Source organism: Bradyrhizobium sp. 23AC (assembly GCF_054863025.1).
The window spans coordinates 77,682-100,819 of sequence record NZ_JAVAYN010000009.1; the positions used below are offsets into that span (position 1 = coordinate 77,682).

General features: G+C 64.5%; 21 protein-coding genes. 13 read left to right on the forward strand and 8 right to left on the reverse strand.

From position 1 onward, the window contains the following. Positions 1-84: 84 nt before the first annotated feature. The 3 genes from RAD10_RS22085 to cysD all read right to left on the reverse strand — a co-directional run bounded on the left by RAD10_RS22085 (position 85) and on the right by cysD (position 5,275). Positions 85-2,250: a malate synthase G gene (locus RAD10_RS22085; protein ID WP_461619242.1), complete on the reverse strand. Its 2,166-nt coding sequence runs from the start codon at positions 2,248-2,250 to the stop codon at positions 85-87. A gap of 294 nt (positions 2,251-2,544) precedes the next feature. After that, positions 2,545-4,461 (reverse strand): adenylyl-sulfate kinase, encoded by a 1,917-nt coding sequence (gene cysC, locus RAD10_RS22090; RefSeq protein ID WP_461619243.1) that lies wholly within the window; start codon positions 4,459-4,461, stop codon positions 2,545-2,547. A gap of 19 nt (positions 4,462-4,480) precedes the next feature. Next, on the reverse strand, positions 4,481-5,275 hold the full coding sequence (gene cysD, locus RAD10_RS22095; protein ID WP_026202064.1) for a sulfate adenylyltransferase subunit CysD: 795 nt from the start codon (positions 5,273-5,275) through the stop codon (positions 4,481-4,483). 245 nt (positions 5,276-5,520) lie between these two features. On the opposite strand from cysD, the gene cysG reads away from it, so the two are divergent. The 12 genes from cysG to RAD10_RS22155 all read left to right on the forward strand — a co-directional run bounded on the left by cysG (position 5,521) and on the right by RAD10_RS22155 (position 16,846). Beyond that, positions 5,521-6,945, forward strand: a complete 1,425-nt coding sequence (gene cysG, locus RAD10_RS22100) for a siroheme synthase CysG (RefSeq protein ID WP_461619244.1) — start codon at positions 5,521-5,523, stop codon at positions 6,943-6,945. Beyond that, positions 6,942-7,259 carry a DUF2849 domain-containing protein gene (locus RAD10_RS22105; protein WP_018318747.1) on the forward strand — a complete coding sequence of 106 codons (318 nt, stop codon included), beginning with the start codon at positions 6,942-6,944 and terminating at the stop codon, positions 7,257-7,259. The genes cysG and RAD10_RS22105 overlap by 4 nt, the downstream gene beginning before the upstream one ends. An 11-nt stretch (positions 7,260-7,270) precedes the next feature. Next, complete coding sequence (locus RAD10_RS22110; protein ID WP_461619245.1) at positions 7,271-8,926, forward strand: nitrite/sulfite reductase; 1,656 nt, start codon at positions 7,271-7,273, stop codon at positions 8,924-8,926. After that, entirely contained in the window at positions 8,913-9,428 is a 516-nt protein-coding gene (locus tag RAD10_RS22115; protein ID WP_461619246.1) for a DUF934 domain-containing protein, read from the forward strand. Before RAD10_RS22110 ends, RAD10_RS22115 begins: the two co-directional genes overlap by 14 nt. Continuing rightward, a complete protein-coding gene (locus RAD10_RS22120; protein ID WP_461619247.1) occupies positions 9,425-10,156 on the forward strand; it encodes a phosphoadenylyl-sulfate reductase in 732 nt (243 codons plus the stop codon). The genes RAD10_RS22115 and RAD10_RS22120 overlap by 4 nt, the downstream gene beginning before the upstream one ends. Positions 10,157-10,279: 123 nt before the next feature. After that, positions 10,280-11,278, forward strand: a complete 999-nt coding sequence (locus tag RAD10_RS22125) for a sulfate ABC transporter substrate-binding protein (RefSeq protein WP_461619318.1) — start codon at positions 10,280-10,282, stop codon at positions 11,276-11,278. A gap of 37 nt (positions 11,279-11,315) precedes the next feature. Next, positions 11,316-12,152, forward strand: a complete 837-nt coding sequence (cysT, locus tag RAD10_RS22130) for a sulfate ABC transporter permease subunit CysT (RefSeq protein WP_165637244.1) — start codon at positions 11,316-11,318, stop codon at positions 12,150-12,152. Positions 12,153-12,162: 10 nt separating this feature from the next. Further along, entirely contained in the window at positions 12,163-13,086 is a 924-nt protein-coding gene (gene cysW / locus RAD10_RS22135; protein WP_461619248.1) for a sulfate ABC transporter permease subunit CysW, read from the forward strand. Further along, positions 13,076-14,110 (forward strand): sulfate/molybdate ABC transporter ATP-binding protein, encoded by a 1,035-nt coding sequence (locus RAD10_RS22140; protein ID WP_461619249.1) that lies wholly within the window; start codon positions 13,076-13,078, stop codon positions 14,108-14,110. The genes cysW and RAD10_RS22140 overlap by 11 nt, the downstream gene beginning before the upstream one ends. 189 nt (positions 14,111-14,299) lie before the next feature. Further along, the gene (locus tag RAD10_RS22145; RefSeq protein WP_018318739.1) at positions 14,300-14,803 is read left to right on the forward strand and encodes a CAP domain-containing protein; all 504 of its coding nucleotides are present in this window, start codon (positions 14,300-14,302) and stop codon (positions 14,801-14,803) included. 77 nt (positions 14,804-14,880) lie between these two features. Beyond that, entirely contained in the window at positions 14,881-16,056 is a 1,176-nt protein-coding gene (locus tag RAD10_RS22150; protein WP_461619250.1) for a DUF3734 domain-containing protein, read from the forward strand. A 1-nt stretch (position 16,057) separates the two neighbouring features. Continuing rightward, the gene (locus RAD10_RS22155; RefSeq protein WP_104462050.1) at positions 16,058-16,846 is read left to right on the forward strand and encodes a 3-hydroxybutyrate dehydrogenase; all 789 of its coding nucleotides are present in this window, start codon (positions 16,058-16,060) and stop codon (positions 16,844-16,846) included. 129 nt (positions 16,847-16,975) lie between these two features. Here the strand turns inward: RAD10_RS22155 and RAD10_RS22160 are convergent, their stop codons facing one another. The 3 genes from RAD10_RS22160 to RAD10_RS22170 form a co-directional block, all read right to left on the reverse strand. Further along, positions 16,976-17,800: a sulfite exporter TauE/SafE family protein gene (locus tag RAD10_RS22160; RefSeq protein WP_461619251.1), complete on the reverse strand. Its 825-nt coding sequence runs from the start codon at positions 17,798-17,800 to the stop codon at positions 16,976-16,978. Between the two features lie 197 nt (positions 17,801-17,997). Further along, positions 17,998-19,365, reverse strand: coding sequence for a flippase (locus tag RAD10_RS22165; RefSeq protein ID WP_461619252.1), 1,368 nt, complete (start codon positions 19,363-19,365; stop codon positions 17,998-18,000). 127 nt (positions 19,366-19,492) lie between these two features. After that, on the reverse strand, positions 19,493-20,332 hold the full coding sequence (locus tag RAD10_RS22170) for a protein-disulfide reductase DsbD domain-containing protein (protein WP_461619253.1): 840 nt from the start codon (positions 20,330-20,332) through the stop codon (positions 19,493-19,495). Between the two features lie 142 nt (positions 20,333-20,474). Between RAD10_RS22170 and RAD10_RS22175 the strand changes: the two genes are divergently transcribed. Beyond that, positions 20,475-21,119 carry a YqgE/AlgH family protein gene (locus RAD10_RS22175; RefSeq protein WP_461619254.1) on the forward strand — a complete coding sequence of 215 codons (645 nt, stop codon included), beginning with the start codon at positions 20,475-20,477 and terminating at the stop codon, positions 21,117-21,119. A 170-nt stretch (positions 21,120-21,289) separates the two neighbouring features. On the opposite strand, the gene RAD10_RS22180 is transcribed toward RAD10_RS22175, so the two are convergent. Both RAD10_RS22180 and RAD10_RS22185 read right to left on the reverse strand, forming a co-directional pair. Further along, complete coding sequence (locus RAD10_RS22180) at positions 21,290-22,177, reverse strand: TauD/TfdA dioxygenase family protein (RefSeq protein ID WP_461619255.1); 888 nt, start codon at positions 22,175-22,177, stop codon at positions 21,290-21,292. 98 nt (positions 22,178-22,275) lie between these two features. Beyond that, positions 22,276-23,055 carry an SDR family NAD(P)-dependent oxidoreductase gene (locus RAD10_RS22185; protein WP_461619256.1) on the reverse strand — a complete coding sequence of 260 codons (780 nt, stop codon included), beginning with the start codon at positions 23,053-23,055 and terminating at the stop codon, positions 22,276-22,278. Positions 23,056-23,138 lie beyond the last annotated feature (83 nt).

The window sequence follows — 23,138 nt, forward strand, 5'->3', positions numbered from 1 at the left end:
CGCGGCGCGACGTTTCGCCCGCTGCGGTCAACAAAAAAGCCCCGGCGTGAGCCGGGGCTTTCGGTGTTTCGAGCCGGCTGACTATCAGCCGTTCGCCTTGGCCTCGCGGCGGCGCGCGGTGAGGATGTATTCGGTGTAGCCGTTCGGCTGCTCGCGGCCTTTGAAGATCAGGTCGGAGGCGGCCTTGAAGGCGACGCCGTCGAAGGCGGGCGCCATCGGCTTGTAGATGGCGTCGCCGGCGTTCTGCTTGTCGACGACGACCGCCATGCGCTTGAGCGATTCCATCACCTGCGCCTCGGTGATCACGCCCTGGTGCAGCCAGTTGGCGAGATGCTGGCTGGAGATGCGCAAGGTGGCGCGGTCTTCCATCAGGCCGACGTCGTGGATGTCGGGCACCTTGGAGCAGCCGACGCCCTGGTCGATCCAGCGCACGACATAGCCGAGGATGCCCTGGCAATTGTTGTCGATCTCCTGCTTGACGTCATCGGGAGCCCAGTTCGACTTCGACACCGGAATGGTGAGGATGTCCGAAAGCTTTGCGCGCGGTCCGCCTTTGGTGAGCTCTTCCTGGCGAGCGGTCACGTTGACCTGGTGGTAGTGCAGCGCGTGCAGCGTCGCAGCCGTCGGCGAGGGCACCCAGGCGGTGGTGGCGCCGGCCTGCGGATGGCCAAGCTTCTGCGCCAGCATGTCCGCCATCTTGTCGGGGGCGGCCCACATGCCCTTGCCGACCTGGGCGTGCCCGGGCAGGCCACAGGTCAGGCCCATGTCGACGTTCCAGTCCTCATAGGCCTTGATCCAGGCCTGCGCCTTCATTTCGTTCTTGCGGATCATCGGGCCGGCTTCCATCGAGGTGTGGATCTCGTCGCCGGTGCGGTCGAGGAAGCCGGTGTTGATGAACATGATGCGCTTGGAGGCGCGCTGGATGCAGGCCTTGAGGTTGACGGTGGTGCGGCGCTCCTCGTCCATGATGCCGACCTTGAGCGTGTTCTCCGGCAGCGACAGCATCTTCTCGACGCGGTCGAAGATATCGCAGGTGAGCGACACCTCGTCCGGGCCGTGCATCTTCGGCTTGACGATATAGGCGGATCCAGTGCGGCTGTTCTTGACCTTCGAATTGCCCTTGAGGTCGTGGATCGCGAGCAAGCCTGAGACGGCCGCGTCGAGCAGACCTTCCGGAATCTCCTCGCCCTTCTCGTCCAGCACCGCGTCGGTGAACATGTGGTGACCGCAATTGCGCATCAGCAGCAGGCTGCGGCCGTGCAGCTTGACCTCGCCCTTGCCGTCCGGGGTCTTGTAGCTGCGGTCGGCGTTGAGCGAGCGCGTCAGCGTCTTGCCGCCCTTCTCGAAATCGGCCGACAGCGTGCCGTTCATCAGGCCGAGCGTGTTGCGGTAGACCAGCACCTTGTCCTCGGCATCGACGGCTGCAACCGAGTCCTCCATGTCGAGGATGGTGGAAACCGCGGATTCCATGATCATGTCGGCGACGCCGGCCGGATCGTCCTTGCCGATCGCGCTGCTGCGGTCGATCTTCACCTCGACATGCAGGCCGTTGTTGGCGAGCAGTACCGCGCTCGGCGCGGCTGCATCGCCCTGGAAGCCGGCGAACTGCGCCGCGTTTTTCAGCGCTGTGGCATTGCCGCTCTTCAGCTTCACTGCAAGCTGGCCCGCGACGACGCTGTAGGCGGTGACGTCGGTATGGCTGCCGGTTGCGAGCGGCACGGCGGCATCGAGGAACGCCTTGGCCTTGGCGATCACCTTGTCGCCGCGCGCTTTGTTGTAGCCCTTGCCGCTCTCGGACGGGTCATGCGGGATCGCATCGGTGCCGTAGAAGGCGTCATAGAGCGAACCCCAGCGCGCGTTCGCTGCGTTGAGCGCATAGCGCGCATTGGTGAGAGGCACGACAAGCTGCGGGCCGCAGATCTTGCCGATTTCTTCATCGACATTGGCGGTCTCGACCTTCTGGGTCGCCGGCTCCGGAACGAGATAGCCGATCTCCTTCAGGAAGGCGGTATAGGCGTTGAGGTCGAACGCCTTGCCCTTGCTGGCGCGGTGCCAGTCGTCGATCTTGGCCTGCAACGTGTCGCGCACCGCCAGCAATGCGCGGTTCTTCGGCCCCAGATCCTTGATGATGGCGGCAAGCCCGGCCCAGAACGCATCCGGCGCGATCCCCGTTTTCGGGGCCGCTTCCTTGGCGATGAAATCAAACAGGACGGGAGCGATCTTCAATCCGTGGGCGTCGACGCGTTTCATGATGGGCTTTCTTGTTGGAAATGGCTGTTTTTGGCTGCTTTTGACCCGACAGCAGCAAAATGCGCCCACGAGGGAGCGGCTTTCGGGGCCTATTAGCCCCAAAATCGGGGCGGTGAGAAGACCCCCAATGGTTTGTCAAAATGTCAAGAGATGGTGTGGGCCCCACGCAGCGGTGTCATTCCCCGCGAAAGCGGGGAATCCAGTACGCCGCAGCTTCTCCGTATCCCAACGCTGCCTCTGGAATACTGGGTCGCCCGGTCAAGCCGGGCGACGACAGCGGGGAATAGGGCGGCCCTAGATATTCGCAGCGAGGTCGACGGCCTCGTCGAACAGCACGCCGGTGTTCTTCAGCATCTGCTCGATCTCGTCGGCCGCCTCGGCGACGGTTCGCGCCGAGGTGTCGATCACGAGCTCGGCGGCTTGCGGCGCTTCATAGTCGTTACCGATGCCGGTGAATGAGGCCAGCGCGCCGGCGCGAGCCTTCTTGTAGTGCCCCTTGGGATCGCGATCCTCGCAGACCTCTGCCGGCGTCGCGACATGGATCTCGCGGAACGCGGTGTCGGCGATGCGGCGCGCCGCGGCGCGGTCCTCGCGCGCGGGCGAGACCGCGGCGACGATGGCGATATGGCCGTTACGTGCGAGATGCGTTGCGACTTCGGCAAGGCGGCGGATGTTCTCGCTGCGATCAGCAGTGGAGAAGCCGAGATCGCTGTTGAGCCCGGCGCGCAGCGTGTCGCCGTCGAGCAGGATCGGCGAGCCGCCATTGGTGAACAGCCGCCGTTCCAGCGCCTTGGCGAGCGTCGACTTGCCCGAAGCCGGCAGGCCGGTGAGCCAGACCACGGCGCCGTTGTGCTGATAGCGCGCGGAGCGCTCGTCGGGACGAAGCGCGGATTCTACCGGCACGATGTCGACGGGCAAGGCGCGCTGGCCGGCATCGACCGACAGCACCAGACCGCCGCCGGCGATGCGTCCGGAGACTTCGATCACGAGACGGCCGGTGCGCGGATTCTCGGTGTATGGATCGGTGGCAATCGGATTTGACAGGGAGATGTCGATCTCGCCGACATGGTTGCGGCCGATCGCCTTGTTCTCGCTGCTCGAGAGCTCGCCGGGATCGACCGCCTTCTCGATGGCGACCACGGTGGCGCGGCTTTCCTTCGGCCCGCAGCGAACCAGCAGCTGGTCACCCTTGGCGAGGGGCTTGTCGTGCAGCCAGAAGATCCGCGCCCGCAGCCGGCGCGTCTCGCGCGGGGCGCTGCCGGCATGCGCGACGATGTCGCCGCGCTCGATGAACAATTCGCGGTCCAGCGTGATGCCGACCGAGCGGCCCGCGCCCTGCCGTCCCGCAACCGGCGTCGCCGGCCAGCTCTCGACCGTCTTGATCTTCGCGATCTTGCCGGCCGGCATGATCACGATCTCGTCGCCGGCAATGAGGCTGCCGGATTCGATGCGGCCCGCCACGATGCGGCGGTCGTCGAACTTGTAGATCGCCTGCACCGGCAGCCGCAGCGCCAGCGCTTCCAGCGGCCGCGCCGGCTCGAGTTGGTCGAGCGCCTCGACCACCGTCGGTCCCTTGTACCAGGAGATGCGGTCGGTGCGCATCGCAACACCGTCGCCGTCGCGCGCGGAGATCGGGATCACGGCTGTGGGCTTCACGCCGAGGCCGTTCAGATGCGCGGAGATCTCGTCGCTGATCTCCTTGAAACGCTCTGCGGAGAAGTCGACGCGGTCCATCTTGTTGACGACGATCGCGACCTGCTTCACGCCGAGCAGATGCAGGAGATAGCCGTGCCGCCGTGTCTGGTCGCGCACGCCTTCGAGCGCGTCGATGATCAGCACCGCACCGTCGGCCTGCGAGGCACCAGTGATCATGTTGCGCAGGAATTCGGCGTGGCCGGGCGCGTCGATCAGAACGATGTCACGCGAATTGGTGCGGAAGCGGATCTGCGTGGTGTCGATGGTGATGCCCTGGTCACGCTCGGTCTGGAGCGCATCGAGCAGGAACGACCATTCGAACGGCATGCCGCGCCGCGCGCTGACGGCTTTCAGCATTTCGAGCTTGCCGTCGGGCAGGCTGCCGGTCTCGTGCAAGAGGCGGCCGACCAGCGTCGATTTGCCGTGGTCGACATGGCCGACGATGACGATGCGGACCTGCGGACGGGTGGTGCCGTTCGGGGTGGCCGGCGAAGCGGGGGTGACGATCATGTTCATATCGCGCTCGCGTTCTTGATCAGAGATAGCCGGCGACGCGCAGGCGCTCGAAGGCGTCCTCGGTCTCGTGGTCGAGTGCGCGGCCGGCGCGCTCCGGCACCTTGGTCTGCTCGAGCTCGATCAGGATCTCGTCGATGTTGGACGCGGTCGATGCGACCGGATTGGTGATGTCCTGATCCCCCAGCGAGCGATAGCGCTTGCCGTCCTTGGCGAGATACAGCGGGATGATCGGGATGTTCTCGCGCTTGGTGTAGGCCCAGATGTCGGCTTCGGTCCAATGCAGGATCGGATGGATGCGCAAATGCGCGCCTTGCGGCGGCGAGGCGTTGAAATGGTCCCAGAACTCCGGCGGCTGATCGCGCACGTCCCAATTGCCTTCGAGTCCGCGCGGCGAGAACACACGCTCCTTGGCGCGCGTTGCCTCCTCGTCGCGGCGGATGCCGGCGATCAGGCCGTCAAAGCCGAATTTGCCGAGCGCCATCTTGAGGCCTTCGGTCTTGCGCGCAGCGGAGCGGGCGGCCGGCGGCAGCGTCGGATCGACGGCATCGATGGGCGGGCAGGGCTCGACGCGCAAATCGAGATCCCATTCTTTGCCGTAGTGATCCCGAAAGCGGTACATCTCCGGAAACTTCTTGCCGGTGTCGACGTGCAGTGCCGGGAACGGCACGCGGCCGAAGAACGCCTTCCGCGCCAGCCAGATCATGACGTTGGAGTCCTTCCCGAGCGACCACAGCAGCGCAATCTTCTTCAACCGGGCGAACGCCTCGCGGAAGATGTAGATGCTCTGCGCCTCGAGCTGGTCGAGATGGTCCATGCTGGGGGCAAGGTCAGCAGAAAATTCTTGCGTGCGTGCGCGCTCAGCCGAGGCCGGGCTGCTCAGTCCGCTCGCTGCGGAATCGTCCTTGAGAAGATGCATCTCTGCCACTTTGCGTTTGGAGGCGAAAATTCTATAGTTGCGGTGCAGAAGAGAAGAAAAAATTTTCTCTTTGCGCGCTCGAAACGACACATATATAGAAAATAATTCCAGTCAACCCCGGATGTGGGGGAAGCGAGTATCGCATGCGGTTCTTGCCGGTGTTTCTCGATCTCAAGGCCGGTCCGGTGGTCCTCATCGGCGCGGGTGAGCTTTTGCGTGCCAAGCTGCGCGTGCTCTCCGCCGCCGGTGCGCGCATCCGCGTGCATGCGATCGATGGCAATCAGGACCTGGGTCTCAACTCGGAGGACGCGGCGCGGATCGAGATCGCAGCCGGCGACCCGCTGACCGCCGATCTCGCCGGCGTCATCGCCGTTGTCTGCGCTGGCGCGGGCGATGTCGGCGTGGCGATGTCGGCGCGAGCGAAGGCACTGGGCCTGCCCGTCAACGTCATGGACGATCTCGAACATTCCAGCTTCATCTTCCCGGCGATCGTCGATCGCGGCGATGTCGTGGTCGCAGTCGGCACCGGCGGCACTTCGCCCGTCGTGGCACGGCGCGTGCGGGAGAAGATCGAGGCGCTGCTGCCGGCCCGTATCGGTGAGCTCGCCGAGTTCATCGGCGGCTTTCGCAAGTCCATCAACGAGCGCATCACCGAGTTTCCGCTGCGCCGCCGGTTCTGGGAGCGCGTCATCGACGGCCCGATCGGCGCCGCCGTGCTCGGCGGCCGCAGGAGCGAGGCGGATGCCGCGCTCAAGGCAATTGCCGATCCCTCCGAATTCGCGCGTGCCGACAAGCCGGAAGGCTCGGTCGCGCTGGTCGGCGCCGGTCCCGGCGATCCCGACCTTCTCACCATCAAGGCGCTGCGCGCATTGCAGGACGCGGACATCGTCTTCCATGACGAGCTGGTCTCGGGCGAAATTCTCGACCGCATCCGCCGCGACACCACGCGCGTTCCGGTCGGCCGCCGCGTCGGCAAGCCCGGCATCGGCCAGGACGCCATCAACCAGCGCATGATCGAGGCCGCGCAATCCGGCCAGCGCGTGGTGCGGCTGAAGGGCGGCGATCCCTTCGTGTTCGGCCGCGGCGGCGAAGAGGTGGAAGCGCTGCGCGCGGCAGGCGTCGCCTGTTCGATCATCCCCGGCATCACCGCGGGGCTCGGCGGCGCCGCCGATTTCGAGGTGCCGCTCACCTACCGTCATGAAGCGACCCGCATCACCTTCCTCACTGCGCACAAGGCGCGCGATGCGGAAGTCGTGGACTGGTCGACGCTGACCGACACCAAAATGACCGTCGTGGTCTACATGGGCATGACTGCCGCGCCCGCCGTGCGCGCCGGCCTGTTCGCCGCCGGCCGTTCCCCGGAGACGCCGGTCGGCGTGTTCGCGCGCGTGACGCGTCCCGATGCGCAGGGCGCGATCGGCACGCTGCGGGACCTCCCCGAACTGGTGCGGCGGGTCAGCGGCGGTCCCGCCATTCTCATCATCGGCGAGGTGGTCCGGCATGCCGGTTCCCTTCGCCGCGGAACCCCAAAGCAAATCATCTCTGACCTATTGGATGCAGCCGAATGACCTCCCCGCTTGAACAGAAGAAGATCAAGATCGCCGGCCCCTCGATCGTGACCGCCAACCGTACCTGGGACGGCATCGTGGTTTATCGCACCGCCGCCAAGAGCTGGTCCGCGGACCTGTCGGAAGCTGCGATCGTGCGCAACTCGGACGAGGCCAAAGCGTTGCTTGCGGAGTCCGTGGCCGATGACGTCGGCGCGATCGGTCCCTATATCGCGCCGGTGCAGGTCGGCGCGGACGGCAAGATCGAACCCGGCAATCTGCGCGAACAGATCCGCCGCACCGGTGTGACCATCGGACAGTCGGCCCAGGTTTAAGGCGCTTTCTTATGTATGCTTACGACGAAATCGACCGCACGCTCGTCAATGAGCGCGTCTCGGAGTTCCGCGACCAGGTGAAGCGGCGCCTCTCCGGCGAGCTCACCGAGGACGAGTTCAAGATCCTGCGCCTGCAGAATGGCGTCTATCTGCAACTGCACGCCTACATGTTCCGCGTCGCGATTCCCTATGGCACGCTGGCGACGAACCAGTTGCGGGCGCTCGCCCATGTCGCGCGCAAATACGACCGCGGCTACGGCCATTTCACCACGCGGCAGAACATCCAGTTCAACTGGATCAAGCTCGCAGAGCTGCCGGACGCGCTGGAAGATCTCGCCAAGGTCGGCATCCACGCGATGCAGACCTCCGGCAACAACATGCGCAATGTCACCTCGGACCAGTGGGCCGGCGTCGCGCCGGGTGAGATCGAGGATCCCCGCATCTGGTCGGAGCTGATCCGCCAGCACACCACGCTGCATCCGGAATTCTCGTTCCTGCCGCGCAAGTTCAAGATCGCGATCACCGCGTCGGACCACGACCGTGCCGCGATCAAGATCCACGACATCGGCCTTCGCCTGATCAAGAATGAGAAGGGCGAGACCGGCTTCGAGGTGCTGGTCGGCGGCGGTCTTGGCCGCACGCCGTTCATCGCCAAGACCATCAAGCACTTCGTACACGGCCGCGATATCCTCAGCTATATCGAGGCGATCCTGCGCGTCTACAATCAGTATGGCCGCCGCGACAACATCTACAAGGCGCGCATCAAGATCCTGGTGCACGAGCTCGGCATCGAGAAGTTCTCCCGCGAGGTCGAGGAGGAGTGGCAGCACATCCGCAACTCCTCGCTCCAGATCGACGACGAGGTGATCGAGGACATCCGTTCGCGCTTTACCTATCCTCCTTACGAAAAGCTGCCGCACATGCCGGACGAGCTGCGGCAGGCGGCGGCCGATCCCGACTTCGAAGCGTGGCGCAAGAACTCGGTGGCCCCGCACAAGAACCAGGGCTACTCCATCGTCACGATCTCGCTGAAGCCGATCGGTGCGCCTCCGGGCGATGCCACGGCGGAGCAGATGGATGCGCTGGCCGATCTCGCCGACAAATATTCCTTCGGTGAGGTCCGCGTCGGCCACGAGCAGAACCTGGCGCTGCCGCATGTCGCCAAGCGCGACTTGCCGGCGCTGTGGAAGGCGCTCGACAAGCTTGGCCTTGCGACGCCGAACGTCAATCTGATCACCGACATCATCGCCTGCCCCGGCCTCGACTATTGCTCGCTGGCGAATGCGCGCTCGATCCCGATCGCGCAGGAACTGACGCGGCGCTTCGCCAACCACGAGCTCGCCAACCTGATCGGCCGGCTCCATATCAACATCTCAGGCTGCATCAACGCCTGCGGTCATCACCATGTCGGCCATATCGGCATTCTCGGCGTCGAGAAGAACGGCGAGGAGGTCTACCAGATCACCATCGGCGGCCGTGCCGACGAGAACGCAGCGCTCGGGAACCTGATCGGGCCCGGCGTCAAGTTCGACGAGGTCGCCGACGTCGTCGAGGACATCGTGGAAGCCTATCTGGCGCTGCGCGAGCGGCCCGAAGAGCTGTTCATGGACACCGTGAAACGCCTCGGCGTCGAACCCTTCAAGGAGCGCGTTTATGCCACTCGTTAACGGCGGAAAGATCGCCGACGACAGTTTCGTCAAGCTGGCCGTCGACACACCGCTGCCCGAGGGCGGCGACATCCTGGTGCCGGCCGAGCGCTTCATCGGCGAAGCCGATGCGCTGCTCAAGCGCGCCGGCAAGGTCGGCGTGATCTGGCCGAACAACCGCGACATCAGCGAGCTCGTGCCCTATCTCGGCAAGATCGCCGTCGTTGCGCTGGTGTTCCCGACCTTCCGCGACGGCCGCGCCTACAGCCAGGCCCGCCTGCTGCGCGAGCGTTACAATTACCGCGACGAATTGCGCGCCACCGGCCAGGTGCTGCGCGACCAGTTCGTGTTCATGCTGCGCGCCGGCTTCGACTCCTTCGAGGTCAAGAAGCAGGCCGACGCGGAAGCCTTCATGCAGACCGCCAAGCGCTATTCGGTGTTCTACCAGCCGACCGGCGACGGCCGCATCACGGCCTTGCACCGGCGCATGCAGCTGCGCCATTCCGAAGGCGTCGGCACGTGAACGCGATCGCGCCTCAGGTTTCGCCGACGTCGGTCTCTGCGCTTCCGTCAGCGGACGGACTCGATCGCGCGCTGCGCGATGCCTCGCCCGCGGAGATCGTCGCCGCGGCGCTGAAGACGGTCGGGCGCGAAAAGCTTGCGCTGGTGTCGTCGTTCGGCACGGAATCGGCGACGCTGCTGAAGGTCATGGCGGACGTCGACCCCGCGATCCCCGTGATCTTCCTCGATACCGGCTGGCTGTTCGAGGAGACGCTGGCCTATCGCGACACGCTGATCGCGGCGCTTGGCTTGAAGGACGTTCGCTCGATCAAGCCTGCGGAGGAGACGCTGGCGCGCGAAGATGCCGACCGCGATCTCTGGTTCTCTGATCCCGATGCTTGCTGTCGCATTCGTAAAGTCGAGCCGCTGGCGCGGGCATTGAAGCCGTTCTCGGCCTGGCTCAACGGCCGCAAGCGCTTCCAGGGCAATGCACGCGCCGACATTCCGGTGGTTGAAGACGATGGCGTGCGGTTGAAGTTCAACCCCTTCGCCAACGTCTCGCGCGAGGAACTCGAGGCCATCTTCGTCCGCGCCAAATTGCCGCGTCATCCACTCGCCGCCTCCGGTTTCCTGTCGGTTGGGTGTATGCCTTGCACGAGCAGAACGGCCGAAGGTGAGGATGAACGTGCTGGTCGCTGGCGCGGCCGGGCCAAGACAGAATGCGGCATCCACACGATGAAGACTTCGTAGCACAGTCACGCTGCCACGCTGCGAACAAGAAAATCCGGTTTCGTTGACTTAAGCGCGTTTCGCCGCGAGTTTCGCCTGCCTTCGCTGACACCGACGTCGTCGAAGTGAATGGAGATGGACATGATGCGCCGTATCGTTCCGCTCGCTGCAGGACTTCTCGCGACGGGTTTCTTGGCAAGCGCGGCTCTCGCTGCCGACATCAATCTGCTCAACGTGTCGTATGATCCGACGCGTGAGCTCTATGCCGAATTCAACAAGGCGTTCGCGAACGCCTATCAGAAGGAAACCGGCAAGAGCGTCGAGATCAAGCAGTCGCACGGCGGCAGCGGTTCGCAGGCGCGCGCGGTGATCGACGGATTGCAGGCCGATGTGGTGACGCTCGCGCTCGCCTACGACATCGACGCGATCGCCGGCAAGGGCCTCACGGCGACGGACTGGCAGAAGCGGTTGCCGCAGAATGCGTCACCCTACACCTCCACCATCGTGTTCCTGGTGCGCAAGGGCAATCCCAAGGCGATCAAGGACTGGGACGATCTGATCAAGCCGGGCGTTGCCGTGATCACGCCGAACCCGAAGACGTCGGGCGGCGCGCGCTGGAATTATCTGGCGGCCTGGGGCTTTGCGCAGAAGAAACACGGCGCCGCCGACAAGGCCAAGGACTTCATCGGAAAGCTCTACCAGCAGGTGCCGGTGCTCGATACCGGCGCGCGCGGCGCCACCGTGACCTTCGTCGAGCGCGGCGTCGGCGACGTGCTGCTGGCCTGGGAGAACGAGGCGTTTCTCGCCCTGAAGGAATTCGGCCGGGAGAAATTCGAGATCGTGGCGCCGCCGCAATCCATCCTCGCCGAGCCGCCGGTCGCGATCGTAGACAAGGTTGCCGACAAAAAGGGCACCCGCAACGCCGCCGATGCCTACCTCCAGTACTGGTACACCAAGGAGGGGCAGGAGATCGCCGCGCGCAACTTCTACCGCCCGCGCGATGCCGACATTGCCAAAAAATACGAAAACGCCTTCGCAAAGGTCGAACTATTCACGATCGACGACGTTTTCGGTGGTTGGACCAAGGCGCAGAAGGAACATTTCGCCGACGGCGGCATCTTTGACCAGATCTATAAGAACTGATCTGGCGCTGTCTTAATGGGCTTTAGCAGGGGGCCTGGTGAGCGCACTCGCAGCACGACGCCGGACATTGCCGGGCTTCGGTCTCACCATGGGACTGACGCTTTCCTGGCTGTCGATCATCATCCTGATTCCGCTCGCCGGGCTGTTCCTGAAATCGCTCGAGCTCAGCCCCGAGCAATTCTGGAACATCCTCTCCAGCCGCCGCACCCTGAATGCGCTGCGGGTTTCCTTCGGCCTCGCGTTCGCGGCGGCCTCCGTCAACCTCGTCATGGGCAGCATCATCGTCTGGGCGCTGGTGCGTTACCGCTTCCCCGGCCGGCGGCTGTTCGACGCCATCGTCGACGTGCCCTTCGCGCTGCCGACGGCGGTCGCCGGCGTCGCGCTGACCGCACTGTTCGCCGAGAAGGGCTGGCTGGGGGCGCCGCTCGCGGCGCTCGGCATCAAGGTGGCGTTCACGCCGGTCGGCATCTTCGTCGCCATGATCTTCATCGGCATTCCCTTCGTTGTGCGCACGGTGCAGCCGGTGCTGCAGGATCTCGACCCCGAGATCGAGGAAGCCGCGGGCAGCCTGGGCGCCAGCCGGTGGCAGACCATCATCCGCGTGATCCTGCCCTCGCTCGCGCCGGCGCTGCTCACCGGGCTCGCGCTCGCCTTTGCCCGCGCGGTCGGTGAATACGGCTCGGTGATCTTCATTGCCGGCAATCTGCCGAACGTCTCCGAGATCGCGCCGCTCTTGATCGTGATCCGGCTGTCCGAGTTCCGCTACGCCGACGCGACCGCCATCGCGGTGGTCATGCTCGTCGTCTCCTTCGTCATCATTTTCGCCGTCAACCGGCTCCAGCGCTGGGCGCGGAGCCGGATCCCGGCGCGCTGAGGAGGATGCGATGACGATGCAGATCGCAGACTCCGTGTCGCTCTCGGCTCCCGACGCCATTGCACGTGCGAAGGCCCGGGCACATGCGGCGGCGGCGCAAGACAATTTGCGCACCGAGCCGCGCGCGGTGCGCATCACGATCATCGCGCTGGCGATGATCTTTCTTTCCGTCTTCGTCGTGCTGCCGCTGGTGGTCGTGTTCGCGCAGGCCTTTTCGAAGGGAATCCTCGCCTATCTCTCCGCGCTCGCCGAGCCGGAGGCGCTGGCCGCGATCAAGCTGACGTTGATCGTCGCGGCGATCTCGGTCGGCCTTAACCTTGTCTTCGGCCTCGTCGCCGCCTGGGCGATTGCGAAATTCGATTTCCCGGGCAAGACCTTCCTGATCACGCTGATCGACCTGCCGTTTTCGGTGAGCCCGGTGATCTCCGGCCTCGTCTTCGTGCTGCTGTTCGGCGCGCAAGGCTATTTCGGCAGCTGGCTTAGGGATCACGATATCCAGATCCTGTTTGCCGTGCCCGGCATCGCGCTCGCCACCACCTTCGTCACCTTCCCGTTCGTCGCGCGCGCGCTGATCCCCCTGATGCAGGAGCAGGGCACGCAGGAGGAGGAGGCCGCGGTTTCGCTCGGCGCCTCCGGCTTGCAAACCTTCTTCCGCGTCACCTTGCCCAACATCAAATGGGGCGTTCTCTACGGCGTCCTGCTCTGTAATGCGCGCGCGATGGGCGAGTTCGGCGCGGTCTCCGTCGTCTCCGGCCATATCCGCGGCGAGACCAACACGATGCCGCTGCTGGTCGAGATCCTCTACAACGAATACCAGTTCGTCGCCGCCTTCGCGATCGCCTCACTGCTGGCGATGCTGGCGCTGATCACGCTGATCGCAAAGACGGTTCTCGAACGTCACCTCGATGAAGGACACGACGCAAGTGACCATTGAAGTCAGAAATCTCGTCAAGAAGTTCGGCAGTTTTGCCGCCCTCGACGGCGTCGATCTCAAGGTCGACAATGGAGAATTGCTGGCGCTGCTCGGTCCATCAGGCTCCGGCAAGACCACGCTGCTGCGGATCATCGCCGGCCTCGACTGGCCTGATTCCGGCGAGGTCTCCTTCAACGGTGAGGACGCGCTGGCGCAGGGCGCGCGCGAGCGGCATGTCGGTTTCGTGTTCCAGCACTACGCGCTGTTCCGCCACATGACCGTGTTCGAGAACGTCGCCTTCGGCCTGCGCGTGCAGCCGCGCGCGGTCCGGAAAGACGAGGCCGCGATCCGCGCCCGGGTGAAAGAGCTGCTCGATCTCGTGCAGCTCGACTGGCTCGCCGATCGTTATCCGAGCCAGCTTTCCGGCGGCCAGCGCCAGCGCATTGCGCTCGCCCGCGCGCTCGCGATCGAGCCGCGCATCCTCTTGCTCGACGAGCCCTTCGGCGCGCTTGATGCCAAGGTACGAAAAGAGCTGCGCCGATGGCTGCGCTCGTTGCATCACGAGATCAACGTCACCTCGATCTTCGTCACCCACGACCAGGAGGAGGCGCTCGAAGTCGCCAACCGCGTCGTCGTCATGGACAAGGGCAGGATCGAGCAGATCGGCTCGCCCGACGATGTCTATGAGACCCCGGCGAGCGCTTTCGTCCACGGCTTCATTGGTGAATCCATCGAGCTCCCGGTTCAGGTCGAAGGCGGCGTGATCAGGCTCGGTGACCGGCCTCTCGCCCTCGCGGCGGACGGGCTTGCGCCTGGCGCGTCAAAACTGTTCGTGCGGCGACATGACATGCTGGTCGGGCCCCCCGGCAGCGGCGCGTTCGAGGGCGCGGTCCAGCACGTCCGCAATTTCGGTCCCGTGCAGCGCGCCGAGGTCGCATTGTCAGGCGGCGAGACCATCGAGATCGACGCCCCCCGCGACAAGGAACTGCGCGCCGGCGACACCATCGGGCTCGAGCCGCGCCGTTACCGGATATTTGCGGGGTAGAAATTCCCGTCATTCCGGGATGGTCCGAAGGACCAGACCTCAGGTGCGCAATTGCGCACCGTGGAATCTCGAGATTCCGGGTTCGATGCTTCGGCATCGCCCCAGAATGACACCGAGCAGATTTTCATCAAAATTCACCTTTCAGCCACGGTTGGTATGCAACAACGACCCCTCATTTGGGGGCTCTCCATGCGCGCTGCGGCCGCAATTCTCATCACTTTGCTGCTTGCCGGCTGTGCCGGCAACGAGGCACCGGTCCAGCAGCCGTCCATGTATGCCGATATGGCGGTCCCGGGCTCCAAGCTCGATGCGCAGGCGGCCGCGATCATGATCTCGCAATACCGCCAGAACAACGCCCTCGGCACCGTCGTCATCGACCCCGACCTGATGCGGCTCGCCGAATCCCAGTCCCAGGCGATGGCTGCGGCCAACAAGATGGATCACGACGTCCGCGCGCCGCTGGCCAAGCGCCTTGCCACCGGCGGCTATCCCGCCACCGTTGCCGTCGAGAACGTCTCGGCCGGCTATCATACGCTGGCGGAAGCGTTTTCCGGCTGGCGCGACTCGCCGCCCCACCGCGCCAACATGCTCAAGGGCGGTGTCACAAAACTGGGCATCGCGGCGAGCTATGCTCCGGGCACCAAATACAAGGTGTTCTGGACCATGATCCTGGCCTCCACGGAGCCCCGATAAGCCAGACTTGATCCGGGATGCATTGACGCCGCGGCGGAGGGGCGCCACGGTGGCTCGCCTTTTGCTATTGTTCATCCATGACCGATCATAGACCGGAATCCGCCAGCATCCCCGCGAATGCGCAACGCGTCCTGGTCCTTCAGGGCGGCGGCGCGCTTGGCTCCTATCAGGCCGGCGCCTATCAGGCGCTGTGCGGCCACGGTTTCGAGCCGGAATGGGTCGCCGGCATCTCGATCGGCGCGGTCAACGCCGCCATCATCGCCGGCAATGAGGGCCCGACGCGTGTCAAGCGGCTCAAGGAATTCTGGGAGATGGTCTCCGCGCCGGTGCCGTGGAAGCCGATCGGCAAGAGCGACCACAGCCGCGAGCTGTTCAACTCGACCAGTGCCGCGCTGATCGCGACCTTCGGCGTGCCCGGCTTCTTCACGCCGCGCATCCCGCCCGCGCCGCTCTGGCCGCCGGGCAGCTCGCAAGCCGAGAGCTATTACGACACCGCGCCGCTGAAGAAGACGCTGGAGCGTCTGGTCGATTTCGACCGCATCAACGATTTGAAGACGCGCCTGTCGGTCGGCGCGGTCGGCGTCACCTCGGGCAACTTCAAATATTTCGACAATTACGAGTTCAAGAAGCTCGGCAAGACCATCGGCCCTGAGCACATCATGGCCTCCGGCGCGCTGCCGCCTGGCTTTCCGTCCGTCGTCATCGACGGCGAACATTATTGGGATGGCGGTATCGCCTCCAACACACCGCTCGACTATGTGCTCGATGCCGAGGTCGATCGCGACATGCTGATCTTCCAGGTCGACCTGTTTTCCGCGCGCGGAGACTTGCCGAATTCACTGCTCGAGGCGACCGAGCGCGAGAAGGACATCCGCTTCTCCAGCCGCACGCGGATGAACACCGACAAGAACAAGCAGATCCACAACGCCCGCAGGGCGGTGCGCGACCTGATCGGCAAATTGCCGGATTATCTCAAGAACGATCCTTCCGTCGAATTCCTGGCGAAGGTGTCGCGCGAAAGCACCGTCACCGTCGTGCATCTGATCTACCGCAGCAAGAACTACGAATCCTCGTCCAAGGATTACGACTTCTCGCACGTCGCCATGGTCGAGCATTGGGAGGCCGGCGTGCGCGACGTGCATCTGTCGATGCGCCACAAGGACTGGCTCGAACGGCCGCAGTCCGGCGAGACCATGGTGACTTACGATCTCACGGGGGACGTCACCGCGCCCCCGGCAAAAAGGAGCGAATAGAATGGGTAGTCTGTCAGGCAAGAACGCCGTCGTGACCGGATCCACCAGCGGCATCGGGCTCGCTTACGCACGTGCCTTCGCCGCCGCCGGCGCCAATGTCGTCATCAACGGCTTCGGCTCCCCGGAGGATATCGAGAAGGAGCGCGCCAAGATCGAGTCGGACTTCAAGGTGAAGGCGATCTATTCGCCCGCCGACATGACCAAGCCGGCCGAGATCGCCGGCATGATCGCGCTCGGCGAAAAAACCTTTGGCTCGGTCGACATCCTCGTCAACAATGCCGGCATCCAGTTCGTCTCGCCGATCGAGGAATTCCCGCTCGAGAAGTGGGACCAGATCATCGCCATCAACCTGTCCTCGGCCTTCCACGCCATCCGTGCCGCCGTGCCCGGCATGAAGAAGAAAGGCTGGGGCCGCATCATCAACACGGCATCGGCGCATTCGCTGGTCGCCTCGCCCTTCAAGTCGGCCTACGTCTCGGCCAAGCACGGCATCGCCGGCCTCACCAAGACCGTGGCGCTGGAGGTCGCGACCCACAAGATCACCTGCAACTGCATCAGTCCCGGCTACGTCTGGACGCCGCTGGTGGAGCGGCAGATTCCCGACACGATGAAGGCGCGCAATCTGACGCGTGAGCAGGTCATCAACGACGTTCTGCTCGATGCGCAGCCGACCAAGGAGTTCGTGACGTCCGAGCAGGTCGCGGCATTGGCGCTGTTCCTGTGCGGCGATGATGCCGCCCAGATCACCGGCACCAATCTCTCGATCGACGGCGGCTGGACGGCGGAGTAACGGCACAGCGGGGTAGGGTGGGTTAGCGCAGCGTAACCCACCGCGTCTGTCACCGCGGAAACGAAAGAGGTGGGTTACGCCTTCGGCTAACCCACCCTACGAAAGCAAGAACGAGGCGTCCGCTTCCGCTCAATGCGTCCAGGCCAGCGCCGTCACGAACGCCGACGACAGGTTCAATTCGGCAAACATGATCTTGCCTGCGACCACGAACAGCACGCTGGCAAGCGTCAGCCGCAGCACCGTCTCCGGCACCCGCGTCGCGCTGTAGCTGCCGATGATGATGCCGGGCAGCGAGCCCATCAGCAGCACGCCCATCAGCGCCCAATCCACGTCGCCGAGCGCCCAGTGCCCGATGCCGGCGACCAGCGTCAGCGGCACCGCATGGGCGATGTCGGAGCCGACGATGGTTGCCATGGGCAGGCGAGGGTAGAGCAGCAGCAGCACGGTCACGCCGACCGCACCGGCGCCCACCGACGAAATCGACACCAGCACGCCGAGCACGATGCCGGTGAGGACGGTGGCAATCGCGGTGGTGCGCTCGTCGACCTGTTCGAGCCGGCCGCGATAACGCTCCATGATCGATTTGCGGAAGATCAGCGAGGTCGCGGTCAGCAGCAGCGCGAAGCACAGCACCAGATTGACCAGGCTGCGCTCGGAATCGCTTTTGAGATCGAGCTTCCACAGCACCAGCAGCGTCACTGCGCTCGCGGGAATGCTGCCGCAGGCGAGCCGCAGCACCGCGGGCCAGTGCACGCTGCGCGACCAGCCATGCACCACGCTGCCGCCGGTCTTGGTGGCGGCGGCATAGAGCAGATCGGTGCCGACCGCGGTGGAGGGATGAACACCGAACAGCAGGATCAGCAGCGGCGTCATCAAGGAACCGCCGCCCACGCCGGTCATCCCGACGAGCAGGCCGACGCCGAAACCGGAGGCGACGTAGAGTGGATCGATCATATCCAGGGAATCTTAGGTTTATCCCGTCAGTTGGGCAATATGACGTAGAATAAATTTCCCCTGCGGTGCAACCGCCTGGGCACAATAAGAAAAATCGTTCTACAAGTCGGAGATTGGGAGGTGTTTCGCCTTGTTCGCGGGGTGCGTTGCGAAATGGTCGTTCTTCGAGGGGGCGAACGAGGACGGGTGCGTAATACCTATTTACCAAACGCCAGCACGTGCAGCCCCAGCCGCTGCCGCACGATCCAGAACAAGAGCACCGTCTCGAAGGTAAGCGAGATCGAGGTCGCGGCCGCGGCGCCGTGGCCGCCATAGCGCGGCACCAGTACGATGCAGAGCATGAGGTTCATCACGAAGGCCAATGCATAAGCGAGCGCGCAGATCTTCTGCTGGCCGAGCATGTTGAGCAGCCGCTCGACCGGTCCGATCGCAGAGCGCACCACCAGCCCGATCGCGGCGACGAACATGATGTCGTAGCCGACCACGAATTGCGGCCCGAACAGCCAGAGCAGCGGCTTGCCGAGCGCGAGCAGCACGATGGTCGCCGCCAGCGACGGCCAGAACGTCCAGTTGATGGCGTGCGCGACATAGGCCGACAGGCGTGCCTTATCGCCGCTTGCGTTGTATTCGGCGAAGCGGTGCGCCGTCGTTGCCGACATCGCGTAGTGGATGAACGAGACCAGCGCCAGCGTCTTCACCACCGCGAAGTAGACGCCGACCTCGTCGGAGGGGCGGAATTGCTGTAGCACCAGCACGTCGGTGTAGGACAGCAGCAGGTAGAAGCTCTCGACCAGCAGGATCGGCAGTGAGACGGCGAGCCAGCCGCCGATGTCATAGGTCTTGGGGCCGGGCGCGATATGGCCGGAGAGCTTGCGGTTCAGCACCACCATCTGCCCGGTCATCGCGACCCACACTGCGCCGGCGCTCGCAACCATCGCGGCGACGGCGCCGAGATGATAGCCGAGCAGGAAGGCGATAGCCGTGATTCCGATGATCAGCCCCTGACGGATGATGAATTGCGGCATCAGGCCGAGCTGCATCCAGTCATGCGAGCGCGCGATGCCGTCCTGGGTGTTGGCGACGACGAAGGCGGGCAGCGTCATGCAGCCGATATAGAGCGGCAGCACCTCAGCCGGATCGATCCAGGGCGACAGCAGCCTGACGATGCCGGCAAGCGCGAGCGACACCACCATGGAGGCGGCAAAGGTCAGCCAGCGGCTGCCGGAGAGAAAGCCGCGCAGCAGCGCATGCTCGCCGCTGGTGCGATACTCCGGAATGATCTTCTGCGCCGAGGCCGAGATGCCGAAATCCATCATGCTGCCGAGCAGCAGCACCCAGGTCCAGACATAGACGTAGATGCCGTAGTCGGACGTGCCCATCCAGCGCGCGAGCAGCACCTGCGAGACATAGGCAAGGCCTGCGCTGATGACGCGGATGATGAAGATGGTGCCGGCCAGCCGCCGCGTCAGCGATGCCTCGCTCGGGCCGCCCGTCAGCCTGGCCCGCAGCCGCGCGATCAGCCCGGCCGGTCCGGTCGTTGCAGGTTCTGCATCCATCACGGCCACGAAAAGTCCCCAGTCTTCCGCATGCCGCAGGCTTGCTGCGGTGGCCCTGGGGCTTAGCAACCATTCGTTAAGATTCGGTTGGGTGGCGTTCCATACTCGGTGTCGTCCCGGACGAGCTAACCGGTACTCACTCCAAATTCGTATTGAACTCGTACGCCTTGTCCGGCCCGACCAGCGTGAATTTCAGCGCTGCCCCGTCCGGCTTGGCGCCGGGCGGCAGGCCGTCGAGCTCGAACGAAAAGCGCTTCACGCCAGCCGGGCTGTCTTTGACCGGAGCGGGAATCGGCAGCGCCCAGTCGGGCGTCGGACCTTCCACGAACAGATTGACGGTGCGCGTGTCCGGCGTGACCACGTCGACCGTCACCTTGGTGGCGCCGTCGCGCTTGACGTCGCGGATGGTGAGCGGATTGGGATCGCCGATATTGGCGGGCTTGGGCACGGTGTCGAGCGCCGCACGCAGATTGGCATCCTCGGTCGAGGCCACGCTGTTGAAGCCGAGCTCGGCGCTGGCCTCGACCGGAATGCAGAGTTTTTCGCACACCGCGTAATTGATCTCTGCGCGCAGGGTCACGGGCTTGTCGGCCGCTTTGGCGACGATGCGCAGGGGTAGCACGATCTGGTTGTGATAGCCGATCGAATGGCCGCCAGCGCCGTCGTCGAATTTCAGCGGCGCAGGCCACATCACCGTCACCGCCTCGACATTGTCCGACTTGGAAAAATCGAACCGCGGCGGGACGCCGGAATCGCCGGGGGAGCGCCAATAGGTCTTCCATCCCTGCTGGAGCTGGATGGCGATACCGCCGAGCAGGACGGCGCCGCTGCGCGATCCCGCCAATAGCCGCACCGCGGAATGTCCGTCGCGCTGCCACGGCGAAGCGTCATCGGCACGGGCTACGATGGCCAGCGACGACGCAAACAGGGTTGTTGCGACGCCAATCGCCGCACGCAGGGGAACTCTTGTGAGCATGGCACGTCTTTACAGGGTCGCCCTGAGGCAAACCATTGAATTGCTTGTGATGGAGGCACTTGAATCAAGTCTCTGCAAGCCTTGATTTGACAGCGGCCCGGCCCGACATCAGGATAGGAATTGAAACCGGAGTGCTTAACCGATGGCTCCCACAGGCAAGAGGACGGGCGAAAGCACCCGCAGCGCGGGACCCGTGCTCCCTAATTCGGCCGGTTATCTCGACGGCCGGCTCTTGATCGCGATGCCGGTGATGGGCGATTCCCGCTTCGAACGCTCGGTGATCTATCTCTGCGCCCATTCGGCGGAGGGAGCGATGGGCATCATCGTGAACCACCCGGCCGGCAGCATCGACTTTCCCGAACTCTTGCAGCAGCTCGGCATCATCAAGAAGGGCGAGCACATCAAGCTGCCGGAGAATGCCGAAAGCATGAAGGTGCTGCGCGGCGGTCCGGTCGATACCGGGCGTGGCTTCGTGCTGCATTCGAGCGACTTCTACATCGAGAACGCGACGCTGCGGATCGACGACGGCGTCTGCCTCACTGCGACCGTCGACATCCTGCGCGCGATCGCCAACGGCTCCGGCCCCAAGCACGCCATCCTCGCGCTCGGCTATGCCGGCTGGGCGCCGGGCCAGCTCGAGACCGAGATCCAGAGCAACGGCTGGCTGCATTGCGATGCGGATGCGGATCTGATCTTCGGAGACGACGTCGACGACAAATACAACCGCGCCCTGCAGAAGATCGGCATCGATCCCGGCATGCTCTCGAACGAAGCGGGACACGCGTAGCTGGCGCGACACCTTCCGCTCTCGCGCGTCACCCTGCGCTGTCATGCCCCGGCTTGACCGGGGCATCCAGTACGCCGCAGCCTATCGTTTCTATCACGATCGTCACGGAGTACTGGATCGCCCGGTCAAGCCGGGCGATGACACCATTTGCTGGGTAATGCTCTGCCGCGCTACTCCGCCGCCTGCTGCTGCACCGTCGGCTCCGTCCCCGCCACCGTCGCGCGGCGCATGTCGCGAGGTTGCGACTGGTCGTAGCGGCGGACGCGGTGCATGGTCTGGCGATTGTCCCACATCACGAGGTCATGCAGTTTCCATTTGTGGACGTAGACGAACTCTGCTTGCGTTGCGTGCTCGTTGAGGTCGCGCAGCAACAGCCGGCCCTCGGGCACGCTCATGCCGACAATCTTGCCGGCATGGGATGATAGGTACAGCGACTTGCGGCGATGCACGGGATGCGTCCGCACCAACCTTTGCAGCACCGGCTTGAACATCTCCTTCTCATCCTCGGTGTATTCGGTGAAGCCGAGCGATCCCCGCGAATACATCAGCGAGTGCTCGCAGATGAGATCGTCGATCTCCGCCTTGGTGTCGTCGTCGAGAGCGTCATAGGCGGCGCGCATGTCGGCGAATTCGGTGTTGCCGCCCTTGGGGTTCACCACGCGCGCCGACAGCAGCGAGAATTTTGCAGGGATGGGCCGGAACGAGCTGTCGGAGTGCCACAGGCAATTGCCGAGGTTGAACAGATTGGCGCGACTGTCCTTCGGCAGCGGCTTGCCGTCCTTGCCGAGGTTAGAGACGTCGTTCAGGCCCGAGTTGAGGCGGTATTCGCTGGCCTTGGTAATGTTGCCGCCACGCGCATCCTCACGCTGACCGAAGTTCAGTGCGAAAGCCATCTGCTGCTCGTCGGTGATGTCCTGGTCGTGGAAAACCAGTACTGCGTATTTGTCCATGGCGGCCTCGACCTCGCGCGCCTCGACCTCGGTGAGGGGCTTTCGCAAATCGAGGCCGGAAACCTCGCCGGCAAAGTGCTTCTGAAGCTGCCGGATGGCGATCGTCATGGCGTTTTTCTCCCGCATGTGCGAGCGGTTGGTCCCGCTCTGTCGGCGAAAAAGCTACTCCCGCACTCGCCGTTGTCAACGCTCGCCGCGCATGGCTCTCACGCGTTGCGCGCCATCAACCCGCCGTCGACCGGGATCACCGCGCCGGTGAGGAAGGACGCCGCCGGCAAGCACAGGCTCAGCGTCATATGCGCGACCTCCTCGGGGTCGCCGTAGCGGCCGAGTGCGGTGCGGCGCTTGGCATAGATCGTCTTGTGCTCCTCCGAGATGCGGTCGGTGATCCCAGTGCGGATCGGACCCGGGCAGATACAGTTGACGGTGATGCCCTCGCGGCCGAGCTCGACGGCGAGCGAGCGCGTGAGGCTCGCCACGCCGCCCTTCGCTGCCGAATAGGGGCTATGCAATGCGGTGGCGCCGAGTGCCTCGGTCGAGGCGATGTTGACGATGCGCGGGCTCTTCGATTTGCGCAGGTAAGGCAGGGCCGCGCGGATGATGCGCGGATGCGCCGTCAGCATCACGGCGATGCCCCTGGCCCAGGCGTCCTCATAGGCCTCGTCGTCGATCGCGACGCGCACGGAGATGCCGGCATTGTTGACGACGATATCGAGCCCGCCGAAATGTGCGGCGACATCATTCACCACGCGCCTGATCTCGGTGCCATCGGCGACGTCGAGCTTCCAGGCTTTTGCCGAACCGCCGTTCGCCGCGATCTCCGCCGCGACAGCGAGCGCGTTTTGCTCATCATAGTCGGTGACGGCAACGCTCGCGCCCTCCGCGGAGAACAATTGCGCGGTGGCGCGTCCCATGCCGCTGGCCGCGCCGGTGACGAGAACGGTCAGGCCCTTTACGGACCGGCTGAGCCGTTTGAACTCGGACATGCTGTTTCCTCGCGCCCTGCTTGTTCTTGTTATGATTGACAAGGCTGGCATCGATCCGCAGACAGGTCAAACAAGCAAGACAA